General features: G+C 65.6%; 20 protein-coding genes and 1 pseudogene. 5 read left to right on the forward strand and 16 right to left on the reverse strand.

Annotation, left to right across the window (positions count from 1 at the left end; translation table 11 throughout):
• The first annotated feature begins 58 nt into the window (after positions 1-58).
• From AC3B6C_RS21280 to AC3B6C_RS21295, 4 genes are all read left to right on the forward strand, one after another.
• Positions 59-757 carry an MBL fold metallo-hydrolase gene (locus AC3B6C_RS21280; RefSeq protein ID WP_488374032.1) on the forward strand — a complete coding sequence of 233 codons (699 nt, stop codon included), beginning with the start codon at positions 59-61 and terminating at the stop codon, positions 755-757.
• Between the two features lie 266 nt (positions 758-1,023).
• Positions 1,024-2,118, forward strand: a complete 1,095-nt coding sequence (locus AC3B6C_RS21285; protein WP_010844351.1) for a DoxX family protein — start codon at positions 1,024-1,026, stop codon at positions 2,116-2,118.
• A 106-nt stretch (positions 2,119-2,224) separates the two neighbouring features.
• A complete protein-coding gene (locus tag AC3B6C_RS21290) occupies positions 2,225-2,917 on the forward strand; it encodes a hypothetical protein (RefSeq protein WP_488374033.1) in 693 nt (230 codons plus the stop codon).
• The gene (locus tag AC3B6C_RS21295; protein ID WP_488374034.1) at positions 2,914-5,262 is read left to right on the forward strand and encodes a HelD family protein; all 2,349 of its coding nucleotides are present in this window, start codon (positions 2,914-2,916) and stop codon (positions 5,260-5,262) included. The genes AC3B6C_RS21290 and AC3B6C_RS21295 overlap by 4 nt, the downstream gene beginning before the upstream one ends.
• 322 nt (positions 5,263-5,584) lie before the next feature.
• Here AC3B6C_RS21295 and AC3B6C_RS21300 read toward each other — a convergent pair.
• From AC3B6C_RS21300 to AC3B6C_RS21375, 16 genes and pseudogenes are all read right to left on the reverse strand, one after another.
• A pseudogene (locus AC3B6C_RS21300) lies at positions 5,585-6,094 on the reverse strand (ABC transporter ATP-binding protein); the annotation flags it as partial.
• 28 nt (positions 6,095-6,122) lie between these two features.
• Positions 6,123-7,208, reverse strand: coding sequence for a FecCD family ABC transporter permease (locus AC3B6C_RS21305; protein ID WP_488374035.1), 1,086 nt, complete (start codon positions 7,206-7,208; stop codon positions 6,123-6,125).
• Positions 7,205-8,254 (reverse strand): ABC transporter substrate-binding protein, encoded by a 1,050-nt coding sequence (locus AC3B6C_RS21310; protein WP_488374037.1) that lies wholly within the window; start codon positions 8,252-8,254, stop codon positions 7,205-7,207. Before AC3B6C_RS21310 ends, AC3B6C_RS21305 begins: the two co-directional genes overlap by 4 nt.
• Positions 8,255-8,517: 263 nt before the next feature.
• Positions 8,518-9,585 (reverse strand): aliphatic aldoxime dehydratase, encoded by a 1,068-nt coding sequence (gene oxdA, locus AC3B6C_RS21315; protein WP_488374038.1) that lies wholly within the window; start codon positions 9,583-9,585, stop codon positions 8,518-8,520.
• Positions 9,586-9,706: 121 nt separating this feature from the next.
• Positions 9,707-9,928 (reverse strand): ferredoxin, encoded by a 222-nt coding sequence (locus AC3B6C_RS21320; RefSeq protein ID WP_488374039.1) that lies wholly within the window; start codon positions 9,926-9,928, stop codon positions 9,707-9,709.
• Between the two features lie 62 nt (positions 9,929-9,990).
• Complete coding sequence (locus AC3B6C_RS21325; protein WP_488374040.1) at positions 9,991-10,464, reverse strand: group I truncated hemoglobin; 474 nt, start codon at positions 10,462-10,464, stop codon at positions 9,991-9,993.
• Positions 10,465-10,489: 25 nt separating this feature from the next.
• Entirely contained in the window at positions 10,490-11,302 is an 813-nt protein-coding gene (locus AC3B6C_RS21330) for a CbtA family protein (RefSeq protein WP_488374041.1), read from the reverse strand.
• A 22-nt stretch (positions 11,303-11,324) separates the two neighbouring features.
• Positions 11,325-11,552 carry a CbtB domain-containing protein gene (locus AC3B6C_RS21335; RefSeq protein ID WP_055476538.1) on the reverse strand — a complete coding sequence of 76 codons (228 nt, stop codon included), beginning with the start codon at positions 11,550-11,552 and terminating at the stop codon, positions 11,325-11,327.
• 46 nt (positions 11,553-11,598) lie between these two features.
• On the reverse strand, positions 11,599-12,015 hold the full coding sequence (locus AC3B6C_RS21340) for a nitrile hydratase accessory protein (protein ID WP_488374042.1): 417 nt from the start codon (positions 12,013-12,015) through the stop codon (positions 11,599-11,601).
• Positions 12,012-12,617, reverse strand: coding sequence for a nitrile hydratase subunit alpha (nthA, locus tag AC3B6C_RS21345; RefSeq protein WP_488374043.1), 606 nt, complete (start codon positions 12,615-12,617; stop codon positions 12,012-12,014). The genes AC3B6C_RS21340 and nthA overlap by 4 nt, the downstream gene beginning before the upstream one ends.
• Entirely contained in the window at positions 12,614-13,315 is a 702-nt protein-coding gene (gene nthB / locus AC3B6C_RS21350) for a nitrile hydratase subunit beta (protein ID WP_488374044.1), read from the reverse strand. The genes nthA and nthB overlap by 4 nt, the downstream gene beginning before the upstream one ends.
• Positions 13,316-13,513: 198 nt before the next feature.
• Positions 13,514-15,070 carry an amidase gene (locus AC3B6C_RS21355; protein WP_055476542.1) on the reverse strand — a complete coding sequence of 519 codons (1,557 nt, stop codon included), beginning with the start codon at positions 15,068-15,070 and terminating at the stop codon, positions 13,514-13,516.
• Positions 15,071-15,433: 363 nt separating this feature from the next.
• Positions 15,434-16,603: an ABC transporter substrate-binding protein gene (locus tag AC3B6C_RS21360; protein ID WP_488374045.1), complete on the reverse strand. Its 1,170-nt coding sequence runs from the start codon at positions 16,601-16,603 to the stop codon at positions 15,434-15,436.
• Between the two features lie 256 nt (positions 16,604-16,859).
• On the reverse strand, positions 16,860-17,228 hold the full coding sequence (locus AC3B6C_RS21365) for an ArsR/SmtB family transcription factor (protein WP_055476544.1): 369 nt from the start codon (positions 17,226-17,228) through the stop codon (positions 16,860-16,862).
• Between the two features lie 208 nt (positions 17,229-17,436).
• The gene (locus AC3B6C_RS21370) at positions 17,437-18,942 is read right to left on the reverse strand and encodes an aldehyde dehydrogenase family protein (RefSeq protein WP_488374046.1); all 1,506 of its coding nucleotides are present in this window, start codon (positions 18,940-18,942) and stop codon (positions 17,437-17,439) included.
• 117 nt (positions 18,943-19,059) lie between these two features.
• A complete protein-coding gene (locus AC3B6C_RS21375; RefSeq protein WP_488374047.1) occupies positions 19,060-20,334 on the reverse strand; it encodes an acyl-CoA dehydrogenase family protein in 1,275 nt (424 codons plus the stop codon).
• A 220-nt stretch (positions 20,335-20,554) separates the two neighbouring features.
• Here AC3B6C_RS21375 and AC3B6C_RS21380 point away from each other — a divergent pair, with 220 nt between their 5' ends.
• Positions 20,555-21,601 (forward strand): helix-turn-helix domain-containing protein, encoded by a 1,047-nt coding sequence (locus AC3B6C_RS21380; protein ID WP_488374048.1) that lies wholly within the window; start codon positions 20,555-20,557, stop codon positions 21,599-21,601.
• The last annotated feature ends 99 nt before the right edge of the window (positions 21,602-21,700 follow it).

Genomic DNA, 21,700 nt, shown 5'->3' on the forward strand with positions numbered 1-21,700 from the left:
CAAACCCTCAGGGTCACGACCGTCACATTCCGGCCGCCCGCTGTCATAGCCTGTCGGCATGACCTCCGACGCGACACCGATCAGTGACACCTACACCGGCGATCTCTCCGAGTCGAAGACCCCGCAGCGCCGCACGCTGTCGTCGGCCACGATCGTGAAGTTGTCCGTCGGTCCGATGGACAACAACGTCTACGTGGTGACCTCCCGCGCGACAGGTGATCAGCTGATCATCGACGCAGCCAACGACGCGGACACGATCACCGAGGTGCTCTCGGCTGTCGAGGGGACCCCGAAACTGATCTTCACGACCCATCAACACTTCGACCATTGGCAGGCCCTCGCCGCTGTGGCCGAGTCGACCGGGGTTCCCACCGCTGCCGGACGACTCGACGCCGGCGAACTCCCGGTCGCACCCGACCGCCTCGTCGACGATGGTGACGTGATCGAGGTCGGCAACCTCTCCTTCGAGGCCATCCACCTCGTCGGACACACTCCGGGGTCGATCGCCCTCGCCCTCACCGACGTGAGTGACGACGGCGAGCGAACCGTGCACCTGTTCACCGGCGACTGCCTCTTCCCGGGCGGCATCGGGAAGACCTGGAAGCCGGAGGATTTCGACACCCTCCTCGAGGATGTCTCGACGAAGCTGTTCGACCGGTTCGACGACTCGACGGTGGTCTATCCCGGACATGGCAAGGACACGACTCTGGGTGCCGAGCGCGGGTCGTTGCCGGAGTGGCGCGAGCGCCGCTGGTGACCACTGCGGCGCGCAGCGTCGCTGGTGACCACTGTGGCGCGAGCAACGCTCGTGAACACCGGGTGTTTGGTCTTCGTCGTGGACGGTTACCTGTTCATCGGATCGTTCGGCGAGACGTGACCCGGGAGGCCCCCGAGCGGCAAACTCATCACGGCACGCCGAGTGACCTGCAGATTCGTCGCGAGAGGGTAGCGTTGAACGGGCCAGAAACGTGCTTCACCCGACGGATCTCGATAGCCAAACCCGACTGAAGAAGGTTGTGACCGATGATTCTCCGCCGTATAGCCCGTCCGCTCCTCGCCTCGGCGTTCGTCGCCAGCGGCGTGGACGCCATCCGGAGCCCCAAACCGATCGCGCAATCCGCCGAACCGGTTGTGGACAAGGCCCGGTCGTCGCTCCCGCCGGAGGTGGCCGGCCGGATCCCGGAGAACACCGAGACGCTGGTCCAGATCAACGCGGCCGCCCAGATCGGCGGCGGCATCCTCCTCGCGACCGGTAAGTTCCCGCGAGTCGCGTCGGTCGTCCTGGCCGGGACACTGATCCCGACCACCGCGGCCGGCACCGATTTCTGGAACGAGGCGGACCCGGTCAGGAAGGAAGCGCAGCGCAACGCCTTCATCAAGAACGTCGGTCTCCTCGGCGGCGTTCTCCTTGCTGCCGTCGACACCGAGGGCAAGCCCTCACTCGCGTGGCGCGGACGTCAGAAGGCTTCCGCCGTCGCCGCGGCCCTGCCGATCGGTGCCGCCGCCGGGTCGTCGACCTGGGAACACCTCGTCGAACGCACGCACGACGGCGCCGAGATCGTCTCGGAGCGGTCTGCCGACGCCGCGGCGAAGTTCCGCGAGCACGCTCCCGAGATCGCCGAGGCCGCGCAGAAGCGTTCGCTCGAGTTCGCCGAGAAGGCTGCGGACACCGCATCCGACGTCGCCGACCGCATCCGTGACCGCGCCCCGGTTCTGGCCGATGCGGCGCTCGTTCGTTCGTCGGAACTCGCCGACACCGCTCTCGCGCGCTCGTCGGATCTCGCCGAGACCGCCCGCAAGCGAGGCCCGAAGCTCGTCAAGGAAGCGCAGAAGCGAGCCGAGAAGGCCCAGAAGCAGGCCAAGAAGGCGCAGAAGCAGGCCAAGAAGAAAGCTCCGAAGATCGCCGATTCCGCCCGCGACCGCGCGTCGGATCTCGCCGACACCGCGCGCAAGCGCGCACCCGAGTTCGCCGACGTGGCCCGCGACCGCTCCGCCGAGCTGGCCGACGTGGCCCGCGCACGATCGGCCGAGCTCGCCGAGACCGCGCGTCAGCTCGCCGCAGCCGCCGAGGACTCGGCCGATCAGGGCCGCAAGCGTCTGCGCAAAGCACGTCGCTGATCCCTCGGGATCCTTTCGCGCACGAGCACAAGATACGAGCACGACCCTGAACACAACCGATCTCACGACCACGGACGCGGTGCACCCGCCGGAGGATTATCCCTGGGTGCCCGCGTCCGTGGCGCTGAGAGAGGCAGTGCTACACGACGTGCTCGGCCATCCGGCGTTCGGAACCGTTCCGCCCGTCGGCGCCCGGCTGGTCGTCGCAGTCGGATCCAACGCAGCCCCGGACGTCCTGCGCCGCAAGCTGGCGCACGTGCCGTCGGCGGACACGATCTGCCTGCGGGCAGTCCACGTCACGAACATCACAGTCGGCCATTCCGCGCATGTCGCGGCCCGCGGCTATCTACCTGCTGCCCCGGTCTTCGCAGGTCAACAGACAATCGGGACCATCGCGGCCTGGCTCGGTCCCGCACACGTCGCGGCACTGGACGCCACCGAACCCAACTACCATCGACAGACAGTGAATACGCGCGACCACCCCTTGACACATGGCCGGCTCGCCACTCTCCTCTCGGACGATCGGCCGCCCCTGCCCACGGATTTCGACCTCTACGTGTCCCGGCACGGCGTGCTCGCCGACCCGGTGACCGGTGAACCACTCCCCTTCGGTCCGCAGGCCGACGTTCTCGCATGGTTGTCCCGAAAGCTCGACGATGTGTCCATCGCTGCCCCGGCATCGCAGGTGTGCACGCGACTGGCGGCCGATCCTCAGGCGACGACGGCCCGGATCCGGGCCGCCGGATTGTCCCGGCCGTGCGGGTCCCACGATCCGCTGCCGATCGGACACGGCCGATGACCGCGCTCTCTCCGGACACCGATCCCCGGGTGGACGAGGAACAACGGCACCTCGACCGCGTATACGGCCGCCTCGACCGGATGCGGCGGACCACGCAGCGCCGGTTGTCGTCGACGTTGTCCGAGCGAGGCGGCACCCCGCAGGCCTTGTCCGAGCGCGAGTCGTACGAGCGGATGTACAACGAGGATCTCGCCAAATTCGATGCCGCCGAACACAATCTGTACTTCGGACGACTCGATCTCGAAGACGGCGAGGTCCGGCGCATCGGACGCATCGGTGTCCTCGACGACGGTTTCGCCGACGACGGCGAGCTCGACGCCACCGCAACCGACGCCACCCTCCTGCTCGACTGGCGCGCTCCCCTGGCCCGTCCGTTCTATCTGGCGACCCCGGCGGCGCCCGAGGACGTCGCGCGCCGTCGGCACATCCGCACCCGCAGCCGCAAGGTCCGCGGCGTCAGCGACGAGTCCCTGACCGCCGGCGATGCCCTACTCGACGACTTCGGGCACGGCGACGTCGTCAACGAGTCGGCACTGGTGGCAGCACTCAATGCGGCGCGCACCGGTGAGATGACCGACATCGTCGAGACCATCCAGCGCGAGCAGGACCTGATCATCCGCTCAACCCACCGGGGAGTCACCGTCATCCAGGGCGGCCCCGGCACCGGCAAGACCGCGGTCGCACTCCACCGGGCCGCCTACCTGCTCTACACCCATCGCGAGAACCTTTCGCGCAGCGGAATTCTCATCATCGGACCCAACGACGACTTCCTGAACTACATCGGCCAGGTGCTCCCCTCACTGGGCGAGTCCGGCGTACTCCTGTCGACCATCGGGGATCTGTTCCCCGGCGTGCGGGCGGGCACCGAGGACCCGCGGCCGACCGCGGCTGTCAAAGGTGGACTGCGGATGGTCGACGTACTCAAGCGAGCGGTCCGCGCACAGCAGTCGCTGCCGTCCCGGCCCGAGGCGGTGGATTTCGACAGCTACCGGGTCGAGATCGACTCCGAGCTGATCAAGACAGCGCGTGCCAAGGCCCGCGCCACGCGTCGCGCCCACAACCTCTCGCAGAACGCCTTCCTCAAGGCGGGACTCGCCGAGCTCGCCGCGCGGCACGCGGCGACGATCGGATCGAGCCTGCTCGACGGCTCGCAATTGCTCAGTCCCGCCGACATCGCCGACATCCGCGACGACATGAGCCGCGATCCCGACATCCGTGCCGCGCTGTTGCGATACTGGCCGACCCTCACGCCGCAGGCACTGTTGCGCGACCTCCTCGCCGACGAGCGCGCGATACGCAAGGCCACCCCGGGATGGACGGACGCCGATCGTGCTGCGCTCCAGCGGTCGTCGCGGCCGGCCACGACGACGGGCGAGGATTTCTCACCGGCCGACGTCCCGCTGCTGGACGAGCTCGCCGAGCTGATCGGTTATGGCACCGAGGACGCCGAGCGGGCCGAACGCGCACGCTGGCGCCGCCAGCTCGCCGACGCACAAGACGCCCTGGACATCCTGACCGGCTCGGCGCCTCAGGACCTCGAGGACGAACTCGACCCCGAGATCCTGATGGCCTACGACCTGATCGATGCCGAGCAACTCGCCTCCCGCCAGACCGAGACCCGGCGCGCCACCACAGCCGAGCGCGCCTACGGCGACCGGACCTGGACGTTCGGCCACGTCATCGTCGACGAGGCCCAGGAGCTCTCGGCGATGGCCTGGCGCATGGTGATGCGGCGCATCCCGAACCGGTGGATGACGATCATCGGCGACACCGCCCAGACGTCCGACGAGGCGGGCACCCGCTCGTGGGGCGAGGTCCTCGAGCCGTACGTCGCGAGCCGCTGGCAGTTCAAGGAACTATCGGTCAACTACCGGACGCCCAGCGAGATCATGGAGTACGCGGCCCGCGTGCTCGACGAGATCGGCAACGGCGAGAAGGCGCCGACCTCTCTGCGCAGCAACGGGATCGAACCGGTGGCACTGCGCGCGAACGGTGGGTCGCCGCAGGACATCGTCGCCACCGTCCTCCGAGCCGTCGCGCTCGCCGAACCCGAGGGCCTCACCGCCGTCGTGGTCCCCGATCACCTGCACGACGTGATCGATGCGGCGCTGTCTCCGGACGGCTTCGCCCTCACCGACCGCGAGCCGCCCCGGGTGTACACGGTACGAAGCTGCAAGGGCCTGGAGTTCGACACGACGATCGTCGTCGAGCCCGCTGCGATCATCGACCAGTCGCCGCGCGGACTCAGCGACCTGTACGTCGCCCTCACCCGGGCGACCCAGCGACTCGTCGTCGTCCATCGCGACGACCTCCCCGACGTACTCGACGACCTCCCGGACGGCTGATCGGCCGCGCGGGTCAGGGTCGCGTGCCGGCGACGTGCTGGTGCGGTGACTCGTTGTGCAGCAGACGGTCTCGTCTGTACCTGCTCCAAGTCACCTGCGGGATTCCATCGTCGACGGTGATGTGGGCGCGAACAGAGTACACGTGCTCGACGAGTTGCTCGGTGATCACTTCGGCCGGGGTGCCGAGTGCGACGATCGACCCGTGGGCGAGAACGACGACGCGGTCGCAGAACATCGCCGCGAGGTTGAGATCGTGCAGCGCGATGTAACTGGTCATCGGGAGATCGGAGACCAGGGCCAGGAGGTCGAGCTGGTGAGAGATGTCGAGGTGGTTCGTCGGTTCGTCGAGAAGCAGTTCGTCGGGTTGCTGTGCAAGCGCCCGCGCGATCTGGACGCGTTGGCGCTCGCCGCCGGAAAGCGTGTGCCAACGGCGATTCCGATACCCGAGCATGCCGGTGTGGGCGAGTGCCTCGTCGATCGCCGAGCGGTCGGCGACCTCGTCACCTCCGAACATGCCTCGGTGTGGGATGCGCCCGAGTCGGACGATGCCGCCGACCGTGATGTCGACTTCTGTGTCGGCCTGTTGCTCGACGATGGCCACTCGTCGCGCGACGTCACGCCGGCGCAGCGTTCGGATGTCGTTGTCGTCGAGCAGAACTCGCCCGGTGTCTGGATGGTGAACCCCGGCCAGGAGACCGAGGAGCGACGACTTTCCGGACCCGTTCGGCCCCAGGAGTCCGATGGTCTCACCCGGGATGGGTTCGACGGTGACCCCGTCGAGTACGAGGTGGCCGCCGCGGCTCCATCCGATGTGCTTGGCGTGTAGCGGCATCAGCGCACCGATCTCCGCGTGGGTGGGGTCACTGGCTGCCACGCATCCGGAACAGGATGAGAGCAAAGGCCGGGACGCCGACCAGCGCCGTGACGACACCGACCGGAATCTCCTGCGGCGCGAAGAGAGTTCGCGCGACTGCGTCGACCCAGACCATGAACACCGCACCGACGAGGATGGTGGCCGGAAGTAACCGCCCATGCCGCGGGCCGACGAGGAGCCTGGCCGCATGTGGCAGGACCAGGCCGACGAATCCGATCGCGCCGGCGGCGCTGACCAGTGACGCCGTGATCAGAGCGGTCACCGTGAGCAACAAGATTCGGACCCGATGGACGGACACGCCCAACGACGACGCGGCGGAGTTGCCGAAGGTGAACGCGTCGAGCGACGAGGACATCAGCAGGCACACGATGATTCCGAAGCTCGTGATCGCACCGCAGACCATGACGTCGGTCCAGTCGGCGCCACTGAGTGAACCGAGTAGCCAGAACAGCACGCCACGGGTCTGTTCGGCGTTCGCCGAGGACATGACGATGAACGAGGTCACCGCGGAGAACAGTTGCGTGCCCGCGACTCCCGCGAGGATGACCCGCGCGGTTCCTCCTCCCGCGCCGGCGGCGAGGGCGATGACTGTGGCGAACGCCAGCACCGCGCCGCCGAATGCGCCCATCGACAGCGAGACGGCGCCGCCCCCGATCCCGAGGATCGCCACCAGGACTGCGCCGGTCGAGGCACCCGAGGAGATGCCGAGGACGAAGGGGTCGGCCAGCGGGTTGCGGAGCAGCGATTGCATGATCGCGCCACATAATGCGAGACCCGCACCGCACACCGCGGCGAGTAGGGTGCGCGGGAGCCGGAGCTGCCAGACGATGCCGTCCTGCAGTGCGGTCAGATCTGATGAGCCGATGCCCCAGTGCTCACCGATGACGGCGTACACGTCGCGTACCGACAGGTCCGCCGGCCCGAACGTGACCGTTACCGCGACCGAGACGACCAGTAGCGCGACGCCGACGACGACAACCGCCGCGAAAACGGTCGCGGACTCATGACGCGGCGCGGGCACAGCGGGGCCGCCGGACACCCGAACCCCCGATTCGACTGCACCGGTGCTCATGACCGAGGAGTCACGAGGTTCCAGTCCTGGAGGGCAGTGGCGACCTTCTCCATCCCGTCGACGGTGCGGATCGTCGGGTTCAGGTCCGCGCCGTTGACGATGACGTAGCGCTTGTCACGCACGGCCCTCATCTGGGAGGTGACCGGATTGGATTCGAGGAACGCGATCTTGCTGTCGAGTGCGTCACCGTCGATGCTGCGCCTGCTCAGGTCGGCCAGTACCAGTGCGGTGGGATTGCGATCGGCGACCGTCTCCCATGGCACCTGCGGCCATTCGTCGGTGGTGTCGGCGAAGACGTTCGTCGCGCCGACGGCTCGGCTGATCGCGCCCGAGGAACCACAACAACCCGCCATGTACGGGGTGTGGGTGTCGGCGAACCAGAACGCAAGCGATACGCCTGCCTCGTCGGCCGGATGAGATGCCGCACGCACGCGGTCCTGCAGCTCGCCGATGAACTCGTCGCCACGTTCGTCGACCCCGAAGATCGCTGCGAGATCCCGGATCTCCTGATAGACGCTGTCCATCGTGTACGGGGTCGTGCGCGCACCGTCAGCGTTGGATGCCGACGACACCTCACCGCTGCAACCGTTGTCGGTCGGCGAAAGGTAGGTGGGCACACCAAGTTTCTCGTATTGATCCCGGCCCGCCGATCCCCCGTCGCCCACAGACGAGCCGAACGACGCGGTCACGAAATCCGGATTGGCCTCGAGCACCGTCTCCATGGTGGGTTTGTTGTCGGCGAGCCTCGGGACCGAGGCGTTGGCTTCGGCAAGGTTCGCGCGCACCGGATCGGTCCACGTCGCGGTCCCGACCATGCGGTCAGCAAGTCCCAACGACAGCAGGATCTCCGTGGAGGCCTGGTTGAGCGAGACCACTCGCTGTGGCGGAGTCTCGACGTGGATCGTTCGACCGCAGTTCTCGAGTGAGATGGAGGTTTCCTTGCCGCCCGCCGAGGCGTCAGGTCCGGTGGTCGAACTGCCGCACGCGGCGAGGCTCACGGCCGACACAGCCAGGGTGAGTGCGCAGCGCAGAGCTGACATGGGCATGAGTGGGAACACTTTCTGGTCGTAGGTCCGTTCGCGGGACCTCGGTTCACCTGTGCCGGATCGGAGGAGCGATCGGACTCGCATCCGGCCCCAGGTGGGGCCGGGCACTCACCGTTGCGCGTCAGTTCCGGATTCACACCGGATTCTCTCGACCGATCGGCGCCGCACGAGCGGCCAGGGTCACCATACGCCGTCCTCTTGTCTTGTCCGAATCCGTCTTGTCCGAATCGTCCGCCTCACATCAGCGGTGCACGAGTGTCAGGTCAGGCGACGGAACCCGGTGTGGCATCTCGCATCATTCCGGTCGCGGGATGGCAGTTGATGTACTCGAAGGTCTGATCGGCACCGGAGGATACCGAGACCTCGTGATACAGACGGAGTTTGTCGAGATCGCCGGCGACCTTGAAGAATGTGGTGAAGATGCGCAGATGGGTGGGATGGGATTCTGCCCAGCGTTCCAGCCTCTCGAGTGATCGCCAGTGTCCGATGTTGTAGGACTCGTCGACAGGATTGCCGTCGACGTCGATGTTGCGCACCATCCGGTTGCTGTAGCAACCGACGTCGGCGCCGTTGTCGCGGAGGAAATCCATGCCGGCTTGTAGTGTCGGTTGTATTTCGTCGAGATAGAGTGCTCGCTCTTCCACTCCGGCTTCGCGCCAGTCCTGACCGGACCTGATCAGCGCGATGTTGTCGTGACCGGCCACGACCACTCGGCCGCCGGAACGTGGGTCGCCGGAAACGATGTGGAGGGTGTCGGTCTCCGCGGGCTGCATCCAGTCCGTCTGGGAGAGCGGGACACGTTCGCGCATCGATCCCCAGTATCCGTGCTCGTTGATCTCGCCACTGATGTCGCTCATGAGTGCACCGACTCCGGGAAGCTGCTCCTGGAATGCGTAGAGAGTCTCGAACTGGTCGACTCGCGGGGAGATGATCTCTCGGAAATAGCCGATGCCATCGGTGATTCGGTCCTCTGATGTCCACCACTGGTCGACCTCGGGTGAACGCAACCATCGGCGGAAGGTGGCGGGGTCATTCCAGTAGCCGACGACGATGTAGTTGTCGTAACCCTGGTTGTCGACATGGTGGGTGATGTCGTGGTGCTGCGTCCCGTCGGCGGTGGAAAGACTGTCCACCAGGTGTCTGACCGCCCCCAACGCGGCGGATCGCTGGTCTTCACCGCGGGATTGGACCCCGAGGTAGCCCATGGTGACCTGCTCGATCTGGTGGTCGGCGCGTCCGACCCACATGGGGAACGGTGGCTGATAGTCGGCTGGCACCCGGCGGGAGATACTGCGCGGACAGGCAAGGTGGGTGTCGATCGCGGATTCCATGGAGGGCTGCTCCTTTCAGAGATTCTGTACTGAGTCGCCGGCCGAGGTCTGCCGCCACGGGCCGGGATTGCCACCGGAGGCGGGCTCGCGCTCGCGGCAAATGTGGTGCGGCGTCGCGGAATCAGGACGGATCGGTCTGGATCGTCGTCACTGCGATGGCTTGCGCGGGACAGATGGCGGCGGCCCGGCGAACGCTGGCGACATCGTCCGCGCTCTCCATGACCGCGGTTGTGCTCTGTGCGCGCCCCTCCGTGAACTCGAAGTGGTCGGGCGCGACAGAGACACAGAGGCCGGCACCGATGCAGTGGCGCGAGACCTCCGAATGCCAGCGCTGTTCGGACATCGAAACTCCTTCCGTCACTTCGCAGATAGTCTCGGGCACCGGCCCTAGAGACAGTCGGGCACCTATGCGTCCGTTGATGCCGGCCAGGTCACGCCGACACTCTTCATCCCTGCCATCACGTCCATGTCAGGGTGTTCCTTGATGACATCCTTGAAGGTCGGGCTGCCCACGATGACCGACTTGTACGACCTCAGAAAGGCTTCGATGTCCTCTGCTTCCCTCGCCGGGATGTCGAACTCCACGAACGCCGGTGTGACGATGTCGTCGAACAGTGCGTCCCAGTACTCTTCGGTGATTCCCATGCCCCTGTGGGACGTGGCCATGTCGGGTCCGTGGTAGGTGTGCGGGCCACCCCAGTGCATGCCCAGGAATTCGACGAATCCGCTGATCTCCTCCTGGACTTCGGCTTCGGTCTTGTGGTTCCAGATATGCCCGATGGTCGGGTTCAACATTGCCCGTACCACAAGTGTTTTCGCCAGGAACTTCACTGTCTCCAGTCCACCCAGCCGGTCGTAGAGGCTTGCGGGCTCGGTCATGTTCTCTCCTTGGTGTGTCGATGAATCATTTGGGCTGAAACGTTGCTGCTTCGGGCCGTCGTGTCTGCCGCAGCGCCGTGAGGAACAGGGCGAACACCGTCGTGAGTGAGGCCCACAGAACGGCATGATCGGCGATGGTGTACATCCGGAAGGCGCCGAGTACATCGGCGGGGAAACCCGGGTAGGCGATCGCGGTGCCGTCCATGAGTGGACCGGGCACTTCGTCGAAGCTCGGCAGGATGGTGGCTGTGACCGCGATGGCCGCCAGGTACACGGCCACACCGGCCAGTGCTGAGACGAGCCCTCCGAATCGCGCTCGTAGCCAACCGGTCACCAGCATCGTCGAGGCGACCGCGGCCAGAACGGACACGAGTGTGATGGTGAGGAATGCGCTGGTCCGTGCTCCGATGGTCTCGTCGCTGCCGACCGCGGGCGGGTTGGCGGGATAGACGAGATACGGGATGGCGAACACCGAGATGAACCCGGCTGCGCCCAGCGCGGCGGCAACCCACCGCGGGTCGGTGTCGGGGTGGCGACTGCCGACGTGGCTCCACAGGAGGGTGAATGCGACGGCGAACAGGGCGCCCATGCAGAGCGCGAACGCGATGCTGCCGACGGCGGCGCCCAGATTCGCCTGCATGGCCCGGCTGAAGACCTCGCCGTGGTCGTGCGCGTGTGCACCGGCGCTGTCGAGTGCCTCCTGTGCGCTTGCGCGACCCTCCTCATAGGTGATCGCCGCGCTCACCTGTGGCTGAAGAAAGAGGCGGGCGAAGACATAGGTGATGATGCCTGAGATCAGGCCGGCGCAGAGACCCGCGCCGATGAACTTCTTCTCCATTGGTCTGGTGTCCGTCGGTGCGTCAGTGGCACGGGAAGCCGAGGAAGTGGCGGGCATCGTGCACGAACTCGTGCACGTGGGTGTCGGATCCGAAGATCGACACCGCTCCCTGGTCGTAGCCGATGAAGTAGTACGCAAGCAGTGCCAGCGCGGTCGTCAGACTCAGGGTGAGTGCGACGGACGCGGTCTCCAGATGCGGTACCGCCCAGCCGCGGACGGCGGTGCGGGTGTGGGCTGCGGTGTTGGACATGACGTTGCCTCCTTGGGGCGGGATGACCGGCGGGTGCCCTGATGCCTCAGGACGTCGTGGCGCGGTCGATGGCGACTGGTTCGAGAACGGCTTTGTGGTGGTTGCGGTTCGGTGGTGCGGCCAGGACACGAGCGGTGCGGCCGGCGACATCGCCGGGGTGCACGGCGCCGACTTCGGAGAGGACGTGTTCGAGCGCTGTGACCCAGTGCTGGTAGTAGGACCAGGATTCGTCTGACAGGTCCGCGACCGAGGTCTCCCACTCCTGGATCGAGGCGATGAGCGCGCCCTGGAACTGTGTCCACTCATAGTGGCCGCTCTGGTGGGCCGCCACGGCGAGCGCGAACGCCCTGATCTCCCACGGGCTGTTGAATGCGAGGTCCTCGGGTCGACCACCGGGCAGATCACAGACCAGGTCTTCGACTGTCTGACGCTGCTCGGCCGAGATCGGTGCGATGGTCCTCATGACGCCATCGCTTCCTTGACCGGTCCGACACCGATCATGGAGTCCCGGGTCACCAGGTCGGCGAGCTGTTCCTCGGTCCAGCCGTCAGTGCCGGCGGGTCGCTGGGGCAGGACCCAATACCGCATTTCTGAACTGGAGTCCCAGATCCGGATCTCGGTGGTCTCGGGGATGTCGTACCCGAAATCCTCGGCGAGGACCTTGCGTGGTTCACGCACGATGCGCGCACGGTACTGAGGTTCCTTGTACCAGTTCGGCGGCAGCCCGAGCACCGGCCACGGGTAGCAGGAACACAGGGTGCACACGATCGCGTGGTGGACGGTCTCGGTGTCCTCGAGGACCCGCATGTCCTCGCCCTGCAGGCCACTGATGCCCAATTCCTTGCAGGCCTCGGTGGCATCGGCGAGGAGCCGCGCGCGGTAGTCGGGGTCTGTCCAGGCCTTGGCGACGACCTTGGCGCCGAGCTGTGGGCCGACCTCGTTCTCGTAGATGTCGACGATGCGGTCGACCATCGAGGTGGACATCACTCCGTTCTCGATGAGCATCGACTCCAGGGCCTTGACGCGCGCGGCGATTTCTTCCTGGCTGGGTACTCCGTTGCTCACTTGTCTGCTCCTTCTGTTGCGAATTCGATGTAGGGGTCCCACACGTCGAAGTAGACGGAGCTGTTCGGGTCGGCGTAGCCGGTACCCCACAGTTCCGCGGCGGCGAACTTCACCGTGTAGACGTGTTCGGGGTCTTCGCCCAGTCCGTTTCCGGCGGTGTCCGGGTAGATGAACGAACCATGATGCGCCACAACGGTTCCTGTCTTGCCCCGGACGTACCGTGCACGCCGGGTGTGACCAAACGGGCTCACGTCGGTCACCGTCACCGCATCACCCGGACTGAACCTGGCGACTTTGTCGGTCTCGCGGATGGCTGTCGCGCCGGCCGGGACGACAGCGTTGACGAAATCGATGAGTTCCTCGGACTCCTCGTGCTCAGGCAACGGGGCATCCGGGTTCGCGAGGTAGTACTCGGTGCGGCGATCGAGTTCGGCCGGATCGATCGCACCGGCGGCAATGGCGTGATTCTCGATCGAGTACAGCCAGTGCTCGTAGTACGGAGCCTTCAGATAGACCGCAGGGTCCATCTTCTCCATGCCGTGCCGAAACGAATCGACTCCGAAGTACCCGGCACGGAAGCACGCCGGGAACATGGTGAACATCGGCTTTTCCCACTCGGCGCGGAACACCGGCTCGTCCTCGACGACGACGACCGGACCGAGACCGTCGGTCCCACCGAGATCAAAAACACCGTTCATGAGATGGCCTCCTTGTTTTCTTGTGCAACGGCGAGCACGTCGCGCACCGTCTGACGCTTGACAGTCGTTCTCGCGGAGCCCGGTCCGCGAGAATCCCGATTCGCGATCCTGCTCACGCTCTTGTTCTCCAGAGAGTTCGAGCAGCGGTGGGGTCGGGCGGCAGCTCCCTCACCAGACGGACCCCTCGCGTCCCCTTCATCAGCGCGCGGACACCGAATCACGTTGTGGTGTGGCGAATCCACCGCTCAGTTCTTCGAAGGCGTGCCCGACGCGCAAGACAGTGGCGTCGTCGAAGTGTTTGCCGATGATCATCATTCCGACGGGCAGTCCGTCGACGAGACCGGCAGGCACCGACAACGCGGGATGTCCGGTGACGTCGAGGGGTGCAGCGTTGACGATCATCCCCAGGGCCTTGGTCAGGTACGTGGCGCGATCGATCCCGGCCGAGGGGAGTTCAGTGGCAACGTAGGGAACCGTGGGCATCACCAAGACGTCGTAGTCGTGCAAGGCATTGTCATAGGCTGCTCGAACCAGTGGAACGAGGTTGCGGGCCTTGCCGTAGCTCGCCCCACCCAGGGCGCTGACGCCGTGATGGCCGCACAGTGCAACGAGTTTGACGGTCTCGGAGAGTTCGTCCGCGAACTCCACGCGACCACCGGCGAAGTAGGCCATCTGTTCAGGGTCGTACAAACCGCCGGCGTTCAGACCGTACCCATTCCCATCGAGCATCTGATAAGCGCCGCCGTCGGTGGCGATCACATTCCACACGTGGAAAGCGTCCCGATGCCACGGAATGCTGATCTGCTCGACAACCGCTCCGGCATCGGCGAACCTCAGGGCCGCATCCTGCACCGTGGCGTCGACCTCGAGCTGTGACGCATCGTGGCCGAAGCCTTCCGCCACCACACCGATCCGCAATCCGCGCACACCATCGGCGATACCCGACAGATAATCAGCGGGCGTGATCGCGTCGGGCTGGCGTGGATCGAGCCCGTCGCGACCGGCGATCACCGACAGCACCAGAGCCGCGTCTGCGACCGTACGGGTGATCGGGCCCACATGGTCGATGGTGCGCTCGATGGGGAAAGCGCCCGTATACGGGACGAGTCCGAAAGTCGGCTTGTGCCCTACGATTCCGCAGAACGATGCCGGAATCCGTATCGACCCGCCCTGGTCTCCACCGATGGCGAGATCCACGTCGCCGTTGGCGACCAAAGCCGCGCTGCCACCCGAGGACCCGCCGGCCTCACGGTCGCGATCCCACGGATTGCGGACCGGCCCGGAGGCCGGGGTGAAACTCGAACCGGAGAAGCACAGGTCCTCACAGACGGCCTTGCCCGCGATCTCAGCACCTGCATCGAGCAACTTCGTGACAACGGTCGCGTCCCGGGCCGGAACGAAACCCTCGAGTGATCGAGACCCGTTCATCATCGGCACCCCGGCCACCGCGACGTTGTCCTTGATCGCCACCCGGCGGCCGGCGAGTCGGGTATCTCCTGGTGCGTCCTCGGTGAGAGCGGTTCTCACGTACCACGCGCCCAGCGGATTCGACTCCCCCGGCGGCACCACGTCGTAGGTCCGAGCCGGGGCCACCGGTGCCGCCGATGCTTCGTACAGGTCGTCGACCACGTCGTAGGACCCCAGGGCGCCGTCGACGAGTGCCGCGAACTCATCGCAGTCCGCTCTCGTCAGCGTCAGTCCGAAATGCGCTGCAGCAGCACTGATGTCATTTCCGTCAGGACGAAGAACCGCCATGCTATCCCCTTCTCGAAGTGAACCGCGTGAGACCGGCGCCCGCCGGCGCCTCCGCCGATGTCTGAACAACTCGAGGCTACGAACACCACCTCCAATACGTCAACATATGCCGACATATTGACATGTTAAGGTTGTGTTTCTCGCCGGCCGGATGGGTCCGCACCTCACCGGTGAGATGCGAACTACACTGCCTGCCATATGTTTTGGCTCGCGTGGTCACCATCGAACGGCTGGCGGCGCGCACCGATCAGGCTGTCGAGCCTCTCTGGACGACCCGGAGAACCCTGGTGGCTGCCCTCACATATGCACACGGTAGTGGCCCATTGCACATATGTCAATGAGTACAGACATATCGACGTCAGCCTATCGAGGGCGCAGAGTGCCCTGACGCGATTCGGCGAGCAGAATGGGTCGGGCAGTCTCGTTGCTCGAAGTTGCTGTACCGGCGATCATCCTGTGCCGCAGCTCTTCTCTGTCGAGTCCTGGTTCGCTCGACATCAGCTGGCCGTAGATCTTGATCGCTTCGTACGTTGTCTCGGACAGTGAACTCATGGGCGGTACCGGCCCCCGCTGTTCGTCACGGTAGCGGCGCTCGAGATCCCGGTAACCGTCAAGAGCGCCTTGGAAATACGCAAATGCCGCCCATACCCCGTCCGCAGCGCTGTCGCCGATCAGCTGCAGGGTGGCCTCGTCGAGCACGAGAGCGAGTGTTCTGGTCGTACTGCGCAGCCCTTGCTGAGCGCATTGCCGCTCGAAGACGACTTCGTCGTGACCCACGAGCGTCGAGAGGATCAACTCGGCACCCGACTCCTCGATCGCGGCGACGGTGGAGCTGAAGTCCTGGGTGCCCAACGGCACGTAGACGTCGCCGAGGACCGACCCGTTGTTCTCGGCCACCACCCGCCGTACCGCCCAGTGGGCGCCGTAGGACCAGGAGTATCGATGGCCCACGAAAAACCATCTGCGGCTGCCCGTTTCCGTCATCAACACCGGAACCGCGGCGCGCGCTTGTGCCAACGGCCGTTCACCCAGCCGCACTGTGGTCGGACTCGGTCTGCCGCCCTCGTTGAGCACCGTGTGCACGAGCAGCGCGTTCGTGCCCCGCAGCGCGGAGGCTGCGGCGTTGAAAGTCGCCGAGGTGACGCAGGCGAAGATGATTCGGCAACCGCTGCGCAACAACCGGGTGGCGGCCGTGGCTCCCGCGAGGGAGTCCGATGCGTCGTCTCCGATCAGGAGTTCGACCGGTACACCACCGATGCCGCCGCCGGCGTTGATCTCCTCGACGGCCAACTGCGCCAGTGATTCTGTCGCTTGGGCGAAGACCGCCGCGGACCCGGACTTGCTCACGAGCAATCCGATCCGGTGACGGTCGGGACGCAATGGTTCAGGCGGATCGTAACCGCGCTTGTGGGCCAGCCACGTCACGCCATCCTGGTCCAGGCTGGATTCCACCACCACTCGCGAACCGTCGCGGTCGGCGAAGAACCGGATGGTCAGGCGACCGCGCCAGGGCTGATGGTGGACGATCGTCACCGAAGTTCCCCAACGAACCGCCGCGACATGACCCAGCAATGTGATGGGTGACCCGGCAACACCCGGGCCCCCACCGACCGGTAACGACACCGATACCGCCGCACCGACTACGAGCTTGGTGCATTCCAGCTCGAGAAGTCCGCCGTCAGCGAATCGACGGAAGGCGGCTTCTGGCGGGTCGACAGTCGAGATCTGGGCAGTCACAGAAAGAGTCGGCACAGAACACCACCCCGGGTAGCCGGCGACAGACAGAAGGTCAGGCTCGGCGCCGCACGCGTGATCCGCTGTCGTCGCGCACATCGCCGGTTCGAGCGTCCTCATCCAAACTCAGGGCCCGCTCGAGCACACCTTGCAAGAACTGCAAGGCATCATTCGCCGGTCCGGCAGGATCGATGGAGAAGTAACGGTGCCGTCCCGAGCGTCGCTCGACGACGACTCCCGACAGCTTCAGCGCCTTGAGGTGAGTCGACACCGTGGTGCGGCCGACCGATGAGATCTGATCGCTGATGAAACCAGCACTGCATTCGCCGTGCGACGCAAGCGTGTCGAGAATCTGGCGGCGAACCTGATCCGCCAACGCGGCGAACACCAGCTCACGACTCTGCTGATCATCGGTCACGCTCATTGCCACAACCCTCGCCGTCATCGGCCACTCAAGAAGTAGATACGTCAGTGACAGTCAACATATCGTACTTTCGTGCGTCGCGGCCACCCCAGCACCGCTCGCGAACTCACGTGCGGGGTGTCCAGGGTCCGCGTCCGCCCGAAGTCAGCGCCGCTCGGCGTGACCTCGGGACTTCGGCACTTCGGTCGCGAATGAGCAGATCGTCGTGTCAGCCCCGGTTGAGGATGACCGTTTTCGTCTCGGTGTACGCGTCGAAGACCGCGGCGCCGTGTTCACGTCCCCAGCCCGACTGTTTGTAGCCTCCGAACGGCAAGGCCGGGTCGAGTACGTGGTAGCTGTTGATCCACACCGTGCCGGCTTTGAATCCCGAGGCCACGTTGTGCGCCTTCGCCAGATCGGTGGTCCACACCGCAGCCGCCAGGCCGTAAGTCGTGTCGTTGGCCGCGCGGAGCAGGTCGTCGCCGTCGTCGAAAGCCGTGACCGTGACCACGGGACCGAATATCTCTTCGCTGACGACCCGCATCGTGGGTGTGACATCGGTCAGGACCGTCGGTTCGACGAAGTAACCGACTTCCCCCTTGCGCTTGCCTCCGGTGACCGTCGTCGCCCCCTCGGTGCGACCGGTGTCGAGGTAACCGAGCACGCGCTCGAGTTGCCGTTGGGACACCAGTGGCCCGATCTGTGTGGTCGGCGCGAGGCTGTCTCCGACGTTGAGTTGGGCCGCCGCAGCAGAAACCCCTTCGACCACGCGGTCGTACACGGCTTTCTCGACGAAGAGTCGCGATCCGGCCTCACAGGCTTCGCCCTGGTTGAAGAAGATGGCGTTCGCGGCACCGGCGATGGCCGCGTCGAGGTCGGCGTCGGCGAAGATGACATTGGGCGATTTTCCGCCCAGTTCCAGGGTCACCTTCTTCAGGTTGCCGCTCGCCGCCTGGATGATGCTCTTGCCCACTTCGCTGGAGCCGGTGAAAGAGATCTTGTCCACGCCGGGATGGGCCGCGAGCGCGGCACCGACTTCGTGACCGTAGCCGTGGACGATGTTGACCACCCCTTCGGGTACACCGGCCTCGCGCATCAGTTCGCCGAGAAGCGTCGCGGTGAGGGGTGTTTGCTCGGCAGGTTTGAGGATGACCGTGTTGCCGGCGGCCAAGGCTGGCGCGAGCTTCCATGCGGCGAGCATCAGTGGGAAGTTCCAGGCGATGACTGCGGCGACCACGCCGATCGGCTCACGAACCGTGTAGGCGAAGTAGTTCCCGGGGGTCGCCACCGCCGACACCGGGATGGTGGTTCCCTCGAGTTTGGTGGGCCATCCGGCAAAGTACTGGAACCAGTCGACGGTGAGAGGGATGTCGACGGCGCGTGCGTAGCCGGCAGGTTTTCCACTGTCGAGTGCCTCGAGGATGGCGAACTCTTCAGCCCTGTCCGCGATGAGTTCTCCTACACGCCAGAGGATTTTGCTGCGTTGCGACCCGCTCATGCGGCTCCACGGGCCATCGAGCGCCTTACGTGCCGCCGAGACCGCTTGGTCGACCTCGGCAGCGCTACCACGTGCCACATTCGCGAGCGTGGCACCATTCGACGGATTGACAGTGGGGAACGAATCGTTCGACAGCGACGCGACGTCGACTCCGTCGATGAAGTGGCGGACCGGGCGACTGAGAAAGTCTGTGACACTCGCGGGCAGTGTCACGGACTCGGCTTCGATCAGGGTCATGTGGTTGTCTCGCTTCGGTAATCGGATGGCACTGCGGCCGAATCCGGATGCAGGAAAGATCGTGGAGGTGGACTGAATGCCGGACGGGGAGAGTTGCGGATCCCTGTTCGGGCGGAGTCACCGATCCGACGAGTGATGGCCGGTCGTCAGACGGTTTTCGGCGGCGGCAAGCGGGTCGAACGAGGGGTCTTTCAAGAGTTTGTGCAGGTTGCGGCGCCGGACGCCCATGTTGCCGCCGTCATAGACGGGAAAACACAGCACGTCTTCCATGATCGACGCGATCGGGGTGAGGTTGGTGTACGCGTCGACACCCACGAGGCGCATGGCGTCGTAGACGGTCTGTACGGCGGTTTCCGAGGCGAAGATCTTGACGCCGTTGGCCAGTTCACGATCCTTGCCGCCGGTGCGATCGAAGTGGTCTGCGGCCTTCCAGGCGAAATAGCGCACGGCTTCGATCCGGGTTTTGATGTCGGCGAGCATGTACCCGGCGTTCTGGTAATCGATGACCGGGACGGGTCCGGACCGATGATCGGTGGTCGTGAACTGATAGGCGTAGTCGAAGGCTGCGCGCATCCGCCCGACGCACGCGGCACCGATGGACGAACAGGTCCACGAGAAGGCGGTGGCCACGATGTCGAGCCCATCACCGGGGTGGCCGATGAGGTTGCCGACCGGAACACGGACGTCGGAGAATTCGACACGCGGAGAGTTGGTCGCCCGGTGGCCCATGGTGTCGATCATTCCGGTGATCGACACTCCGGGCGTGCCCCGTTCGACGACGATCACGGCCAGGGATTCGGCGGGCGGCAACGCCGGGTCGGTGCGGCACACCACGCTGATCAGGTCTGCGCCGAGTCCGTCCCAACCTGAGGCGTTGGTGGTGTAGTGCTTGGCGCCGTTGATGACCCATTCGTCTCCGTCACGAATCGCGAACGTCTGAATGCCGACGGTCGGATCGGGTGAATCGTAGTTCGCTCCCCCGGTGACCTCGGTGTAGGCGATCGCCGCAAGGCGAGGTTCGTCGCCGCAGAACAGGGGCAGCCACCGTTGCTTCTGCTCCTCGGTGCCGAAATTGATGATCGGGTTGAGCCCCAGTCCGGTACCGAGAAGGGCCGAGGGCACGTTCACGTCGACCCGAGCCAGTTCCTCAGCAGCCAGTGCGAACGTCAGGTTGTCGAAGTAGGCGCCGCCATACTCGTTGGGCACCAACCCTTTCAGGAAGCCCATTCCGACAAGTTGCTTGTAGATGGGCAGCAACGCGTAAAACCGGTCCTCAGGCTTGTCCAACGAGCTGATGGCGCCGGCGACCTGCGACAGCACCGTGTCGGCGACGTGGCGTGCCTGAGTACGAACGGCCATCTGTTCAGAGCTGAGCTCGAAACTCAACGACATGGCATTCCTTCCTTTCGACAGTGACCGGGGAGGCGATGTGCGCCGGGTCACATGCCGAGAACTGTGCCCGACCTCGGGTCGCCGGTCTTGGATCTGTCTGCGCAGTTCGCAGTAGATTTCTGCACCGATATTCCGTTCGACAGGCGAGGAGCCCGTCGATGCGGTTGGGTGGACCCAGTGGCCGTACGAGACCTGGCGGCGGCGGATCGCGGAGTGCGCAATGACAGACTTTTGGACGACCACAGAGTTGGGGGCCGCCGACCAGGTCGGCTATTGGGCCGACGTGCTGTGCCAGGCATTCACGCCACTGGCGCCGTCACGCTCACGCGACCACCTGGAGCGCAGCCGCGTCAGCACCGGCCTCCCCGGTTGGGTGCGTTCGTTGCCCATCGGTACCTCGAATGCCGCCGAGATCGCGTCATGCACTCAGCGGGTCGATCACGGCGAACGAGAGGTTTCCCGAACCGCGGACGACGTGATCTTCGTGAACCTGCAGATCGATGGGCAGTGCCTGACCGAGCAGGATGGCCGCCGCTGCGTCGTGGGACGCGGCGAGTTCGCCATCGTGGACTCCACACGCCCCTACAGCCTCGAATTCGTGGAGCCCGAGGACTCAACACAGCTATGGCGTGTGCTGTCGTTCCGGCTCCCGCGAGAGTCTGTCGCCGACCTCGTATCCGACCCATCTCGAGCAGCCACCGCAACGACTTTCACCGGCGATCGTGGTAGCGCGAACATCGCGCGCACCCTCATGACCTCGACGTGGCAGTCGGCAGGCAGCGTCGAGAACGCGGCCGAACGTCAGATGCTCGGAGCTGCTCACACCGCCGTCATCCGCGCCGTACTGGCGGGAGCCCGGCAATCTCCGACGCCTGACTCGAGTCACGTCGACAACGCCGCTCGTCACGCCGCCGCGGTCCATTACATCGACACGCATCTGCCGCTCGGGCCGGTATCGGCCGCCGGGACCGCCCGAGCCATCAACGTCTCGGTACGCACGCTGCACAAGGTCTTCGAACGATCCGGCACCACCTTCGGCGCGGCCGTTCGCCAGCGCCGTCTCCACGCCTGCAGCCATGACCTGCTCAGCGGCGACCACCGTCGGCCGATCGGCGAGCTCGCGGCACGCTGGGGGTACGCGGACTCCGCCCACATGGCCAAGGCCTTTCGCGCACAATTCGGTTGCACCCCGGGCCAGTACCGGCAGGAGCGATCTCCGCAGTCCCGCGCGTCGACGGTATCGACGACCACCGACCTCACGGACTGAATCGGCACGGACCTCGTCACCGGGGTCGGAACCGACGGTCGTCAGCGGGTAGAAGTGCGCACCCGACCGAGGCCACCAGCTGGGTCACCGTGCAACTCC

The sequence above is a fragment of the Gordonia sp. 11cp genome (genome assembly GCF_057767225.1).

Coding starts and splice junctions, on each gene's coding strand:
- AC3B6C_RS21280 (WP_488374032.1), top strand. CDS start 59: ATGACCTCCGACGCGACACCGATCAGTGACACCTACACCGGCGATCTC.
- AC3B6C_RS21285 (WP_010844351.1), top strand. CDS start 1,024: ATGATTCTCCGCCGTATAGCCCGTCCGCTCCTCGCCTCGGCGTTCGTC.
- AC3B6C_RS21295 (WP_488374034.1), top strand. CDS start 2,914: ATGACCGCGCTCTCTCCGGACACCGATCCCCGGGTGGACGAGGAACAA.
- AC3B6C_RS21305 (WP_488374035.1), bottom strand. CDS start 7,208: ATGAGCACCGGTGCAGTCGAATCGGGGGTTCGGGTGTCCGGCGGCCCC.
- AC3B6C_RS21310 (WP_488374037.1), bottom strand. CDS start 8,254: ATGCCCATGTCAGCTCTGCGCTGCGCACTCACCCTGGCTGTGTCGGCC.
- oxdA (WP_488374038.1), bottom strand. CDS start 9,585: ATGGAATCCGCGATCGACACCCACCTTGCCTGTCCGCGCAGTATCTCC.
- AC3B6C_RS21320 (WP_488374039.1), bottom strand. CDS start 9,928: ATGTCCGAACAGCGCTGGCATTCGGAGGTCTCGCGCCACTGCATCGGT.
- AC3B6C_RS21325 (WP_488374040.1), bottom strand. CDS start 10,464: ATGACCGAGCCCGCAAGCCTCTACGACCGGCTGGGTGGACTGGAGACA.
- AC3B6C_RS21330 (WP_488374041.1), bottom strand. CDS start 11,302: ATGGAGAAGAAGTTCATCGGCGCGGGTCTCTGCGCCGGCCTGATCTCA.
- AC3B6C_RS21335 (WP_055476538.1), bottom strand. CDS start 11,552: ATGTCCAACACCGCAGCCCACACCCGCACCGCCGTCCGCGGCTGGGCG.
- AC3B6C_RS21340 (WP_488374042.1), bottom strand. CDS start 12,015: ATGAGGACCATCGCACCGATCTCGGCCGAGCAGCGTCAGACAGTCGAA.
- nthB (WP_488374044.1), bottom strand. CDS start 13,315: ATGAACGGTGTTTTTGATCTCGGTGGGACCGACGGTCTCGGTCCGGTC.
- AC3B6C_RS21355 (WP_055476542.1), bottom strand. CDS start 15,070: ATGGCGGTTCTTCGTCCTGACGGAAATGACATCAGTGCTGCTGCAGCG.
- AC3B6C_RS21365 (WP_055476544.1), bottom strand. CDS start 17,228: ATGAGCGTGACCGATGATCAGCAGAGTCGTGAGCTGGTGTTCGCCGCG.
- AC3B6C_RS21370 (WP_488374046.1), bottom strand. CDS start 18,942: ATGACCCTGATCGAAGCCGAGTCCGTGACACTGCCCGCGAGTGTCACA.
- AC3B6C_RS21375 (WP_488374047.1), bottom strand. CDS start 20,334: ATGTCGTTGAGTTTCGAGCTCAGCTCTGAACAGATGGCCGTTCGTACT.
- AC3B6C_RS21380 (WP_488374048.1), top strand. CDS start 20,555: ATGACAGACTTTTGGACGACCACAGAGTTGGGGGCCGCCGACCAGGTC.